At 41.1% G+C, this 13,248-nt stretch carries 9 protein-coding genes; 7 read left to right on the top strand and 2 right to left on the bottom strand.

Translation table 11 applies throughout. The annotated features are described in order from the left end of the window. Positions 1–14: 14 nt before the first annotated feature. Entirely contained in the window at positions 15–1,154 is a 1,140-nt protein-coding gene (locus tag MUN89_RS19015) for a glycosyltransferase family 4 protein (RefSeq protein ID WP_244709483.1), read from the bottom strand. Between the two features lie 609 nt (positions 1,155–1,763). Here MUN89_RS19015 and MUN89_RS19010 point away from each other — a divergent pair. The 6 genes from MUN89_RS19010 to MUN89_RS18985 all read left to right on the top strand — a co-directional run bounded on the left by MUN89_RS19010 (position 1,764) and on the right by MUN89_RS18985 (position 9,440). Then, positions 1,764–3,287, top strand: coding sequence for a pyridoxal phosphate-dependent decarboxylase family protein (locus tag MUN89_RS19010; RefSeq protein WP_244709481.1), 1,524 nt, complete (start codon positions 1,764–1,766; stop codon positions 3,285–3,287). Beyond that, entirely contained in the window at positions 3,284–5,080 is a 1,797-nt protein-coding gene (locus tag MUN89_RS19005; protein WP_244709479.1) for an IucA/IucC family protein, read from the top strand. Before MUN89_RS19010 ends, MUN89_RS19005 begins: the two co-directional genes overlap by 4 nt. A gap of 22 nt (positions 5,081–5,102) precedes the next feature. After that, a complete protein-coding gene (locus MUN89_RS19000) occupies positions 5,103–5,657 on the top strand; it encodes a GNAT family N-acetyltransferase (protein ID WP_396266121.1) in 555 nt (184 codons plus the stop codon). Then, complete coding sequence (locus MUN89_RS18995; RefSeq protein WP_244709478.1) at positions 5,629–6,990, top strand: lysine N(6)-hydroxylase/L-ornithine N(5)-oxygenase family protein; 1,362 nt, start codon at positions 5,629–5,631, stop codon at positions 6,988–6,990. Before MUN89_RS19000 ends, MUN89_RS18995 begins: the two co-directional genes overlap by 29 nt. Before the next feature lie 33 nt (positions 6,991–7,023). Then, positions 7,024–8,835, top strand: a complete 1,812-nt coding sequence (locus MUN89_RS18990) for an IucA/IucC family protein (RefSeq protein WP_244709476.1) — start codon at positions 7,024–7,026, stop codon at positions 8,833–8,835. A gap of 305 nt (positions 8,836–9,140) precedes the next feature. Continuing rightward, the gene (locus MUN89_RS18985) at positions 9,141–9,440 is read left to right on the top strand and encodes a DUF4359 domain-containing protein (protein ID WP_244709474.1); all 300 of its coding nucleotides are present in this window, start codon (positions 9,141–9,143) and stop codon (positions 9,438–9,440) included. A gap of 48 nt (positions 9,441–9,488) precedes the next feature. On the opposite strand, the gene MUN89_RS18980 is transcribed toward MUN89_RS18985, so the two are convergent. Further along, positions 9,489–12,041 carry a choice-of-anchor I family protein gene (locus MUN89_RS18980; RefSeq protein WP_244709472.1) on the bottom strand — a complete coding sequence of 851 codons (2,553 nt, stop codon included), beginning with the start codon at positions 12,039–12,041 and terminating at the stop codon, positions 9,489–9,491. Between the two features lie 164 nt (positions 12,042–12,205). Here MUN89_RS18980 and MUN89_RS18975 point away from each other — a divergent pair, with 164 nt between their 5' ends. Then, on the top strand, positions 12,206–12,925 hold the full coding sequence (locus tag MUN89_RS18975; protein WP_244709470.1) for a ZIP family metal transporter: 720 nt from the start codon (positions 12,206–12,208) through the stop codon (positions 12,923–12,925). Positions 12,926–13,248 lie beyond the last annotated feature (323 nt).

Below are 13,248 nucleotides of genomic sequence, written 5' to 3'. Positions count from 1 at the left end.
AATAGCGGGATTAATCAAGCATAAGAGTATTCGTGGTCCACAAGCGCATGTTCATATTCAAAAAGCAGGGCGTCAAAAATCGTGTCCCACGATCTGCCTAATGCATACTGCCTGGCTTCATATCCCATCAATTTCAGCTTCATACGGTGCTCGATTAGTTGGGATACAGCTTGTACGAAATCATCTGTTTTCCCAGGTTCACAAAGAATCCCTGTTTTTTGGTCTTCAATGATTTCCTGCACTCCACCTGCACGGGCTCCAACTACAGGGGTTCCGCTAGCCATTGATTCCAGGACTACATTTCCAAACGTTTCGGTAGTTGAAGGAAAGACAAATAAACTTGAGCTTGCATAGATTTCTGCGAGTTTATTTCCTTTCATGTATCCCGTGAAAGTCATGTTGCCTGGAGCTTCAGCCTTTAACTGTTCATACATAGGACCGTCCCCAACTACCATCCAATGCACTTGTTTTCGAATGGATTCAGGAAGGCGTTTAGCTGTTTCCATTAAAATATGCAAGTCTTTTTCTGGAGCAAGGCGTCCGACATAGGTGAGGAGATAAGGTTCAGTAATCTTATACTCTTTTTTTAGTCTGGCTGGGTCGCTGATTGGGTGGAAGTGTTCACAATTGACGCCACGGCTCCATATATGAAGGTTCGTAAATCCATGGCGGAGAAGTTCCTGCCGGGTGTCTTGAGAGGGTACAAATGTTTTTCTAAAGGAATGGTGAAACCAGCGCATGTATTTCCATATCCATTTAGACATAAATTGCAAGTCATAGTATTTTAAGTAATCATCGAAGTTTGTGTGGTAGGAGCCAACAATTGGAATTCCTAACTTCTTGCCATAATATAATCCGGCTAACCCAATATTGAAAGGTGTCGCAATGTGGATAAGGTCAGGATGGAATGATTCCAGCTGCTTTCGAATTGAATACACATTAGGGATAGCTAATCTGCATTCCGGATACAAATGAAAGGGAATGCTTTTAAATCGGTGGATTTCACTTGAGTACAATTGATGTTTATTGGCTTTTGGAACAAAGATTCGATAACTAATGTCTTTACGCTCCAAGTAATCAACATACCTTTGCAGCGTTCGGGCTACGCCGTTTACCTGTGGTGTAAACGTATCTGTAAAAATAGCGATTCTCACGTTCTTTCCCCCTTGTCTTTATTTGTCCCATACCTCTCCTTATTCACGTTTTATTATAGAGAATATTTATGTAGCTAGTATCAATCCCATGTTAATTTGACAAGGATTTTACTTTATATTTATGAAGTCTTTACGATTTTTCCAATTGCTCGTTGATATATTCAAGAAATTGACTTTCCAGAAGTGGAAAGTCTTTTTTTATGAAGTAGTTATCTAGTTCCATAGTATTGTTTTAGGAGGAGTAAATATTCTTAATTTTTCTCAAAATTATTTTATTAGGTTGAAGTGTTAAAATGCTGCAGAAAGCGATATAGCAGGTTATTTGCAGGTGTGTAATTTTGACTATACGCTCTAAAATAAACTGATAATGGTTATCAATTACTATTGACGATGATAATCATTTTCAATTAACATGGCGTTGCGTTACCTTATCTACTCTTATGAGTAAGCTGGGGGATGAAGTCTATTCCTTATTTATTCAGGAATGTAAGGATAACTTTAAAGAATGCATTTAATCCTTTGAAGGAGTTCTGCAGTCACGTCTGATTATATAAGCATGAAATGCTCTTAATGATAAAGCTGATACAGGTCTAGTGAGGAGATGAAAGAATGCCGACACAGTTAAACCAACCAACCATAATTTCAAATATAGAACATTACGATGATTCCTTCCTTCATCACGGAAAAGAGGGATTGGACGCTTTTCAACTGCAAATGCAGCAAGTCAGCACGAAACTGCAGCAGGTGTTTGCCTCAGCCGATCAACCGTTTGTTGGAAAAAGTCACCAAACGATTAGAAAAGAGATCGAACAAATGATGGACTTTTCAATGAATGGCAGTCCATTAGAAAGTGTTCTTGATGAAATAGAAGATCCAATTTTGAAAAATGGAATTTTCGTTTCCCATGAAAAAAGCATGGCGCACCTTCATTGCCCGCCGCTGCTTCCTGGGATAGCTGCCGATACGATCATATCAGCCTTGAATCAATCTATGGATTCCTGGGATCAAAGTCCGGCCGCCACCTATGTAGAAGCAGAACTTGTTCATCGATTAAAAGAAATGGCTTGTTATCCAAAGGAAGCTGACGGCGTGTTTACAACTGGAGGCACCCAGTCTAATTACATGGGAATCCTGCTTGCGAGGGATGCCTTCTGTGCAGAATACTGGGGAGTTAATGTCCAGCAGCAAGGACTTCCTGAGGGATTTCAGCGGTTAAGAATTTTGTGCTCAGAGGAAGCTCATTTTACAGTCAAGCAGGCCGCTTCACAGCTTGGTCTCGGGGAACGAGCTGTGGTTACCGTGGCATCGGATGAAAAACATCAAATATCTTTGACGAGGCTTGAAGAAGCCTTGGCCAGGCTGGAGAAAGAAAACGCGCTTCCCTTTGCTATCGTAGGAACGTGCGGAACGACCGATTTTGGAAGTATAGATCCTATGGCTGAGTTAGCAGAAACAGCGAGAAAGCATAAAATATGGCTTCACATAGACGCAGCTTTTGGCGGGGGCTTAATGCTCAGCCATAATCATTTTCAAAAGCTTAACGGCTTGAACCAAGCTGATTCGATGACCATTGATTTTCATAAGATGTTTTACCAGCCAATCAGCTGTGGAGTTTTTCTAGTGAAGGATCAAACTAACTTTGCTTCTCTCTGTCATCACGCTGACTATTTAAATCCATTAAAAGATGATGAAGAAGGGATCTTAAATTTAGTAAATAAATCAGTACAGACCACTAGAAGGTTCGACGCTTTAAAAGTATACATCACCCTTAAAACGATCGGGAGCAGGAGACTTGGGAACATGATTGATTCTACCCTTGAAATGGCCAAGTATGCTGCTGATTATATAGCTGGGAAAAATGAGTTTGAAGTGGAAAACAGAGACCCAGAATTAAATACGGTCGTGTTTCAATACCAGCCTTCCGAATCAAGGGATTACAGTTCTTTAAATCGGCGCATCCAGCAGGAAATGCTGCAACAGGGAAAAGCAGTGCTTGCTAAAACAACGATCAATGAAAAGACTTTTTTGAAGTTTACGCTGCTGAATCCACGTACGAGACGTGAAGATATTGAAACGGTGGTTGGAGAAATAGAGAAGGTTGGAAATACACTTGTGAATGGAGGATTTAAATGATTAATGCAAAAGAATTAGCTGAAAAGGCAACCATACAGAGCTTCTTAAACTGCTATTTACGAGAAACAGGAAATTATCGTGAATTGCATGAGCATGAAAATTCTATTCCCGTTCCTGCTTCAGAAGAAATCGCAGGAATCGCTGCTTCCAAGCTTGAACATCAGAAGATAGAGCTCATCATTCCAATAAAGTACTGGTCGTTGACAGACCGTCATTTGTTTCATTTCCCCATTTATTATCGTGGTGAAAAAGAGGACAACCTGATTCCGGTTGATTACGTGACCCTCATTTCTCTGATTATCAAGGAGCTTCAGATCGAAAATGACGGCACCCTGGCAGAAGATGAACTCATGCTTCGGGCAATCTTGAGCTGCCAGAAGATAAAAACCTACGTGGCGGAGAGAAAAGAGGATTCTGATAAGCTTTGTGACGAAGATTTTGAATACATTGAGGCCGAACAATCCCTTATCTTTGGGCATTTGCTTCACCCAACTCCTAAAAGCCGGCAGGGGTTAACTGAAAGAGAAGATGAGGTCTATTCCCCTGAACGAAAAGGGGAGTTCCAGCTGGATTATTTCTGTGTAAACAAATCCCTCGTAGTCGAAGATTCCAGTACGGACACGACTGCTCATGAAATCATCTTTGAAGAGTTAAAAATGGATGCTAGTGTCAACCAGAAGTGGCTCAATCAGTTATATGCAGGTGGTGAGGAAGTATTAATCCCTGTTCATCCCCTGCAGGCAAAGCATCTTCTGCAGCAAAGTGAAGTGCAGGAGCAGATAGAAGCTGGAATGCTTACGTACTTAGGACCGCTCGGAAAAATATTCACAGCAACATCTTCTTTTAGAACGGTGTACAGTCAAACATCCAAGTATATGTATAAATTCTCAGTACCTATAAAAATAACGAATTCTCTTCGAGTTAACCAGCCAAAGGAATTAGCCAGAGGAGTAGAAGTGTCCAGGCTGATGAATACAAGACTAGGGGATGAATTGGAAGAGAACTTTCCGGATTTTCATATTATAAAGGATCCTGCGTACGTGTACCTGACTGATGGGCTCGCTGGATTTGAAGTCGTTATTCGGGAAAATCCGTTTTTCGAAGCAAGGCGACAATCCTCTCTTGTAGCTGCCCTCTGCCAGGATCACGCTTATGGAGGAGGCACAAGAATTGCTTCCATTATTAACAGCATTGCTGTGAGAGAAAATCGCCAACTGGAGGCTGTCAGCTTGGATTGGTTTGAAAAATATTTAGACATTACGCTGGAGCCGCTGCTTTGGCTTTTTCATACGTATGGAATTGCACTTGAGGCTCATCAGCAAAATTCGGTCATTGCTTTAGAACAGGGGTATCCGTCTAAATTTTATTACCGTGATAACCAAGGCTACTATTTTAAGGAGTCTACAGTAGATAAGCTGTTTGATCTGCTGCCTAATTTAAATGAACAAAGCGATACGATCTGTTCAGATGCTGTTGCAGAAGAAAGATTGCGTTATTACTTTTTCTTCAACCATCTATTTGGATTAATTAATGGTTTTGGTTCTAATGGATTAATCGCAGAAAGCAAGCTGCTGGAAGCGTTACGAAGCAGACTGGAACGTCACCGGGAGCTGCAAAAATCGCCAGAGCTATTGAAAAGTCTGTTAGAAATGGACAAACTGCCTTGCAAAGCTAATTTGTTAACGAGATTTTATGATATGGATGAACTGGTGGGGCCACTCGAGTCTCAATCGGTGTATGCTTCAGTAAGCAATCCGCTTGTGAAGAAGGTGAAAGTTAACCATGGTTTATGATTACGAGATGTTTGATCAGAAATTGCAAAGGACAGTAGCGTTTCGGAAGGTAGCGTTTGAGAAAGATGCCGAGCTCATCCATAGCTGGATGCTGGAAGAACACGTACATCCTTTTTGGCATCTGAATATTCCCTTCAGTGAATACAAAGAACATTTACAAAAAGCTATAAATGATCAACATCAATCGCTGTATATTGGTTTTTTAGATGATCGCCCCATGAGCTATTGGGAAGCATACTGGGTAAAAGGGGATGTGGTGGAAGATACGTATTCTCCCATGCCTTATGATCAGGGAGTCCACCTTTTGATCGGTGAACAGGAATTCTTAGGAAAAGGGCTTTCTCTGCCGTTGCTGAGAGCCATGGTACAGTATCAATTTCAAGAATCGATGACGAACAAAGTGATTGCTGAACCTGATATCCAAAATGAAAAAATGATTCATGTCTTTAAAAAATGTGGTTTTAAACCCATTAAACCTATTGAACTTCCTGACAAAACCGGTTTGCTTATGTTCTGTGACCGCAATGATTTTGAAAAGAGGTGGCCGTATGACAAACTCTATAAGCAGGTCAACTGAAATATACGATGTCATTGGCGTAGGTATTGGCCCGTTTAATTTAGGAATGGCCGCGCTGCTTGAGCCTGTGACGGACGTAAAAGCTCTATTTCTTGAACAGAAAGCTGAATTTGATTGGCACCCAGGAATGATGATCAATGGAACAACGCTGCAAGTACCATTTCTTGCTGACCTTGTCAGTATGGCAGATGTCAGCAGTTCCTATAGTTTTCTACGATATTTACAGGAACACAACCGTCTCTATCAATTTTATTTTTTTGAAAAATTTCACATTCCAAGAAAAGAATACAACCATTATTGCCGTTGGGTAAGTAACCAGCTTGCGTCCTGCCGTTTTGGGATGGAAGTGCAGTCTGTTTCCCCTTATGTGACTTCTACTGGAGTACGGCTTTTTGAAGTCACCGCCTGGAACTTTGAAACCGGGACCGAAGACGTTTATTTAACGAAGCATCTGGCCATTGGTATTGGTTCAGTACCTTCTGTTCCAAAACCATTTGAGGATGCGCTCGGAAAAACAGTCTTTCACACTGCGGATTATATGCATAAGAAGTCAATTTGCAGGGAGGCGCGTTCAGTAGCTGTCATTGGCTCAGGGCAGAGCGCAGCAGAAGTCTTCCTTGATGTAGCTAAACAGCAGGAGGAAGACCGTTTCTCCGTGCATTGGTTTACGCGTTCTAAAGGGTTTTTCCCAATGGAATATTCGAAATTGGGCTTGGAATATTTTTCTCCTGATTATACCAACTTTTTTTATGAACTTCCTCAGGAGAAAAAAGATGCGCTTCTTCAAGAACAAGACCTGCTCTACAAGGGAATAAGCGCGGATACTATTGCAGAAATTTATGATTACCTTTATGAAAGATCAGCCTGTAATGAAACGCCTGATATCGAACTCCAGGCCATGACAGAGATGGCAGGGATCGAGAAAGTTGAAGATACTTGGAAGCTTTATGGATGGCAGAACGTAAAAGAAGAAAAATTTGAAGTTGAAGCGGATGTCGTAATTCTTGCCACAGGGTACAGGGAAGCCATTCCCCGTTTTCTCAGTGCTATGAAAGAATTTATAGCATGGGACGAAAAAGGACGTTACCAAGTGACAAAAGATTATTGCTTAAAAACTCATCTGGAAGGAAGCCAGGAATTATTCATCCAAAATGGAGAAATGCACACGCATGGCGTTGGAGCTCCTGATTTAGGTTTAGGGGCGTACCGCAATTCCGTAATTATTAACCAGCTTGCAGGAAGAGAAGTCTATTCAGTATCTACGGATACGGTCTTCCAAACGTTTGGGCAGGGAAGTTCTTCCAAAAAGAGAATAACAGTCCCATCCTATTAGAATAGCAGATCAGTTTAAGAAAGAGGGGATTCCATGTTTCTAAAAAATGAGCTCGAAAAAGTATTAACAGAAGAGAGCTGGCAGACGGCGAACAAGAACTTGCTTGCAAAAATGCTTGCTGAATATATGTATGAGGATATGATTACCCCTGAGGTGCTCGCTGAAAAGGAAAACAAGATTCATTATGAATTAGCTGTGTCTGATAAGAAAGCGTACCGTTACACTGCCTACACTCGCTTTTTTGACAGTTTTGATGTGATTGAATCGAGCATCGAGGTGATTGAAGACGGAACACAGAAAAAAGCGGATAATGCGATCGACTTTCTGCTTGATCTTAAACCTGTAATAGGGATGAGTTCAGAAACTGCTGCTCATTTGATTAAGGAACTAAATGCAACATTGATCGCAGATGCTCATTTGCTGCAAAAGGATGATAAGTCTGCAGACGAGTTACTCCACACAGATTATGCGGACTTAGAGGGATACATGACGGGGCACCCGTGGATTACTTATAATAAAGGAAGAATCGGGTTTGGTTATGACGATTATCTTGATTATGCACCCGAGAATCATAAGCAAGTCCGGCTTTCGTGGGTAGCTGTTCATAAATCAATTACTTCTTTTCAAACGGTCACTCATTTCAGCGCACAGCAATTAATACAGGAAGAGCTAAGCGAGGAGGAAAAACACTCCTTTGAGAATGAACTGCTAAGCAGGGGGAAACAGCTTGAGGATTATTACTACCTCCCTGTACACGAATGGCAGTGGAAAAATATGATAATTCCGCATTTCCCTCTTGAACTAGCTAATGAATCCATTGTTCCTTTAGGGGAGGGAGAAGATTGGTACCTGCCTCAGCAGTCGATCCGTACCTTCGTGAATGTATCAAATAAAGAGAAGCATCATGTGAAGGTGCCGATGAGTATATTAAACACGCTTGTCTATCGCGGTCTTCCTGCAGAGAGGACGTTGGTTGCCCCTAAAGTAACGGAGTTAATTAAAGGAATATATCACAACGATTCTTTCTTAAAAGAAGAGTGCCGAGTGATTTTACCTGGAGAGATCGCAAGCTTAAATGTCGACCAAAAGCATTTCGCCCAGTTGGAAGGAGCCCCGTATCAATACTTAGAAATGCTTGGAGCTATATGGAGGGAAAGTATTTACACGTATTTGGAAGAAGGGGAGCAGGCCATCACTTTAGCTGCACTTCTCCATATCGATCATCAAGGGAAGCCGTTTATAAAAAGTTTAATCGAAGCTTCTGGATTAGAAGCGGAAGAATGGATGAAGCAATTTTTTAAAGTAACCATGGACCCGCTGCTCCATTTTCTTTATCAGTACGGAACAGTCTTTTCTCCGCATGGTCAAAATACAATTCTCGTCATTAAGGATGGAAAACCGCACCGTCTGGCTGTAAAGGACTTTGTTGATGACGTCAATATTACAGATCAGCCCTTCCCTGAACTTGATCAGGTGACGGATGAGCTGAAATCGGTGCTCAGGAGTGAACCACCGGAAGGACTGACTCAGTTTATTTTTACGGGGCTGTTTATCTGCCATTTACGTTATCTCAGCCACATTGTGGTGAATCATGAATTAATGTCCGAAGAGATCTTTTGGGGACTTCTTGCAGAGTCTATCCATCAATACCAGCACAGCTTCCCGCATTTACAGGAGAGGTTTGAACTGTTTGATTTCTTTAAACCTGAAATGACGAAGCTCTGCCTGAATCGTAACCGAATGGTGGATTACGGTTATTCTGATGATGACGATCGTCCTCATGCTTCTGAATATGGAAAAGTAAAAAATATCCTGTCGTTCTTTCAAGTAGAAGAACGGGTGTAAGATGTAATTGAATCTTAAGCTGCTGGGTAAATGCTCGGCAGCTTTTTTATTTCCTAATTTTTATGAAAGGGATCTCATGCATTTCAGTGCTAATCTAAATCTTTGCTTAGTTTTTGAAAAGTCACTTCACGTAAAAGGATGATACAATAAGCGTTAGGAGACTGTAATCGTCTAATTTTTGATCCCGATCATCTTCAGATATGATGTTAATAACCTGGTAGGTAACGATAAAAGGTGACGAACTACAGGTGCGGGAAACTGGATTCGAGAACTTTACCTGAAGACAGATCTGAAAGGAGAAAGCTATGAAGAAACGAATCATCATGGCTGCTATCATACTAGTACTCATCGTAAGCATGGCATCTACAGTTCCAGGAAAAGAACAATATGTAGACTGGGCTGTTGACCAGGCGAGGGAACGAATTGGGGGAGACAATCCATTTCTTGGCGCCGGTATTGAATTAGCCGGGCCACAGATTATCAGTAATCACACGGAAGAAAGCTATTACTTTGTTTGTAAAGTATATAAGACTGAAATTATGGGGAAACAAGTCAAGGTTATTGGAATTTTCCATTCTTTTATTCCGGTTTCTAAAAATGGGTAAGGAAAATAAATGAGGACTATAAGAGCAATCTTATAGTCCTCAAGTTTACTACCATTCCGGTTTTAATTGTTCAGCAACTTCTTCGTTCACAGCCCCCGGGCCACCAAGGATATAAAGTTTTTCTATGCTTAAATCATTGTAAGCTTTTGCGATGCTGTCAGGAATTTGATTTTGTTTTACCAGGAGGGCGGCAGCATTCTTTTTCGCTGCAAGCACGGATCCGGTAAGAGCGTCGGCAAATTCATAACCTGTGCTGACAAAGGCTGTATTGCCCGATTCGTATAATTCGTTCACAACCTTTGCTGCTGTCTCGAAGCGATTCGTTCCGGCATAGCGTTTCGCATCAGGAAGCATGGACATAACCTTAGGACCCACTACGCCCTCTCCTCCAATTACGATGGAAGAATCAATATTGGTAAGCCCTAATTCCGTTTTTTCAGGAATTTTATTTTCTTTGCTCAAGAGAATAGGATAGCCATGTTTGGCTGCATAAGGGGCTGCAGCTAAAGCATCAGCAAATCGATCACCATTGACGACGATCGCTTTTTCTGGTTGTCCATCCAAACGTGCCGCGACATTAGCGGCTGTTCCGAAGCGTGTGTCCCCGTAAATCCGTTCAACGGAGAGCCCTAAACCGCTGAGTTGATATTGGACATGACTGGAGACAGCATTTGGTCCTCCTAAGATAATCGCGTGCTTTGCTTGAAGCCGGCTTACTTCTTCACGAATTGAATCGTCTAAATACTCGTTATGGCTAAGCAAAATAGGCGCATCTTCTTTATAGGCAAGTGGGGTACCGGCGAGTGCATCCGCAAAAATATCCCCACGGGCAATAACTACTGTATCTGCCTGTTCCCAGCCTTCTTTTGAAATTTCAACAGCTGTTTCATATCTATTTTTTCCAGCAAGCCGTTTTTCACCGAGTAAGCTCTCTACGTTGTAAGCGGCTACTGTACCAGATACTTCATATCCTGCTAGAAGCATAGGTTTGTCGGTAGGACTATCCTCAGCAGCAATGAAAGTCAATCCTTCTGGAGCGCTGTCGCCTTTGATCGCTTCATCTTCTGAAGAAAAGTCTCTCGTTGAAAAATAATTGACGAAATATGGCTTCTCGGGGTTATCAATGTTGTACACCATAATGCCTCCTTGTCGTTCCAATCCGATAAAGGCATAAGTTTTCCCATTGATCTTACCTACTTCGGCGGATTCAGGTTCTGGCCCTTTATCGTCACTGCGGCTTTTGAAACCATTGTCATCATTATTCGTATTGAAGTATTCAGGGCGGGCATCTGCAATGATATTTTCAAATTCATCTCCGCTGTCGTATACTTGTTGAAATTGATCTGCCTGGTATATAGAAAAGGAACGGCCGCCAAAGCTGTACAGTGCTTCATATTCATCGTCTTCATTCAAGCCGTTTGCGGTCGTGACATGAAGCCTGCCAAGCTGGTCATCGTCAAACAATCCATTTTCAACCATTTTATCTAATTCGTCCTGGTTGAACCCTTCATAAAAATCAGCATTTAAATGAACGTCTTTCCCGGTATCTTCTTCTAAATCCCCGACGCGTGTTTCTTCGGAGTAACCGTCATAATCTCTAGAATCTCCTTCATTTGGTGTAATGATATAGGTTTTTCCATCTACTGTATAAGATGCAATAGCGTCTGGCTGATACATACCGAGTACGGGCATCGGCTTCATGTTAATCGAATTCGTATCATTGGAAGCGTCCAGTGCGTTTCTTTCGAGCGAGTGGTCTTTGAAACCCAGGCCATGTACAGCTGTAAACTCACCATTCATTAAATCCAGCTCTGCAATCGCGTTGTTTTCTTGTAAGGATACATAAGCTTTTTTGTTATCATCGCTCACAGTTATATATTCCGGTTCAAAATCTTGTGCAGCTGTCGCTTCAGGTCCAAAGGTACGAACATTGTCATCAACTTTGCTGTTATCAAGATTTTTAAAGCCTGCCGTTGCTACTTTTCCGTTAGCAGGACCGGAGCTGATGTCAATGATCGATACACTGCCCTCCGGATCTTTAGTATAGTCATCATTGGGTTCTGCTTCATTTGCAACTAATAGTTTGCTTCCATCGCTTGTAAAAGTAAGCATGTCCGGCAGTGCTCCAACTTGATAGGATGCAATTAATTCACCATCTGTATTAAGGAAAACGACTTCACCATTTTCTGTCTTTGTGTCATTCACAATGGCAACAGCAATAAAATCATTATCTGGGTGTACGGCTACACTAGTTGGCCCATCAACGCTGAAATCACCAAGAGCCAAATCAGCGAACTTTACCCTTTTAAATAAGGAGATCTCACCTCTCTTTTCTGTGTCAGAAAGATCCAGTATGTCAAGAGCATTTGCATCTCCATTGATAGAAAAGGCACGCTGGTGTTTTTTATCGTACTCTACAATTTCCGAGCCTCCACTATCAAGTTCAGCGCCACTATCGTATCTGCCTGCAAATGAAATGGCCAGCTCATCCTTGTCGCTATGGTATGTAGAAATAGATTCTGCTGGGGAAGCAGCAACGGCAGATGAAGAGAATAATGCTGCTGTCAGAACTGTTGATAATACGAACGAGGTTTTCTTCATTATTTTTCCTCCTTCTAATTCAAGTTACCTACAACTATGAAAGCATAATATGAAGACTAGATTAAATGAATTTAAAACTTTGTAAAACTAAGAATTTTTGTCGATTTATTTTGGGACATGCATTTATAGAATTGGCCATATATTAAACGAAGAGGTGGTCGTCTATGGATGCGGTTCATATTTTTATCACTACATTTACTACGACTATTGGAGCATTGCCGGTATTACTGATCAGGAATCTATCTCATAGATGGAAAGACAGCCTGCTCGCATTTACAGCTGGAATTATGGTGGCGGCTTCTACATATGGATTAATTCCATCCGCATTAAAGCTTTCTAGTATGTCGGTGTTAGCAGCTGGTATTTTGCTCGGTACATTTACTTTGATGTTATTGGAAATTGTGGTTCCCCATCATGACCTTCAGCATTCGAAAAATAACAGGCATGTCAATATTCATTTATTTTTAATAGCGATGGCCCTTCATAATCTGCCCGAAGGCATCTCCGTTGGAATGAGTTATGCAAGTCATTACAGTGACCTTGGTCCTGTAGTGGCTTTTGCCATTGGCTTGCAGAATCTGCCTGAAGGTTTTTTAATTGCTCTGTTTTTATTCATGCAAAGTGTTAGAGGGGTAAAAATGGTTATCCTCGTTTCAGCAACTGCTATGGCTGAATTTCTGGCAGGAATGGCAGGGTTATACTTTGGAGAAAGCTTTACTTCTTTAGTTCCGTACGGTTTGGCATTTTCTGCAGGAGCTATGCTTTTTGTTGTTTATAAAGAACTTATTCCTGAAAGTCACGGGGATGGAAATGAACGAACTTCGACATTCTCGTTTATCCTTGGCTTTCTAATTATGACGGTTTTAACTGTAAATCTGCGATAACTAAAGAATTTTTCATTAATTTTTTGTAAAAGTAAGAAAAAACCCCTGTATAAGTATAGGTTTTTTGGAATGTTTTTAAGTTAAATAATGGAAAATTAAGTCCGGGGAAATTCTCTGCTAGTGACTAAAGTTTTAGGAGGTGGGGATATAATTAGTCCTTGCCATTTATGTTACTTTTTTTTTACAAGGAATTAAAAAATAGATTCAAAATAAATCAAATTAGAAATCGGGGGAATCGTGGAAAGTTGCCTTAAGATACATATTTAATATATCTTTTATTTTAACACGCTAACGAAATAGAGGAGGGAGATTAAATTACACAT

It is taken from the genome of Halobacillus salinarum, from assembly GCF_022919095.1.
In the GTDB taxonomy this organism is placed as follows: Bacteria; Bacillota; Bacilli; order Bacillales; family Halobacillaceae; genus Halobacillus_B; species Halobacillus_B salinarum.
This window is presented reverse-complemented; position numbering and strand designations above follow the sequence as displayed.

Excerpts from the sequence above, each read along its gene's own strand:
- MUN89_RS19010 (WP_244709481.1), top strand. The coding sequence starts at position 1,764 with ATGCCGACACAGTTAAACCAACCAACCATAATTTCAAATATAGAACAT.
- MUN89_RS18975 (WP_244709470.1), top strand. The coding sequence starts at position 12,206 with ATGGATGCGGTTCATATTTTTATCACTACATTTACTACGACTATTGGA.
- MUN89_RS19005 (WP_244709479.1), top strand. The coding sequence starts at position 3,284 with ATGATTAATGCAAAAGAATTAGCTGAAAAGGCAACCATACAGAGCTTC.
- MUN89_RS18985 (WP_244709474.1), top strand. The coding sequence starts at position 9,141 with ATGAAGAAACGAATCATCATGGCTGCTATCATACTAGTACTCATCGTA.
- MUN89_RS18980 (WP_244709472.1), bottom strand. The coding sequence starts at position 12,041 with ATGAAGAAAACCTCGTTCGTATTATCAACAGTTCTGACAGCAGCATTA.
- MUN89_RS18990 (WP_244709476.1), top strand. The coding sequence starts at position 7,024 with ATGTTTCTAAAAAATGAGCTCGAAAAAGTATTAACAGAAGAGAGCTGG.
- MUN89_RS18995 (WP_244709478.1), top strand. The coding sequence starts at position 5,629 with ATGACAAACTCTATAAGCAGGTCAACTGAAATATACGATGTCATTGGC.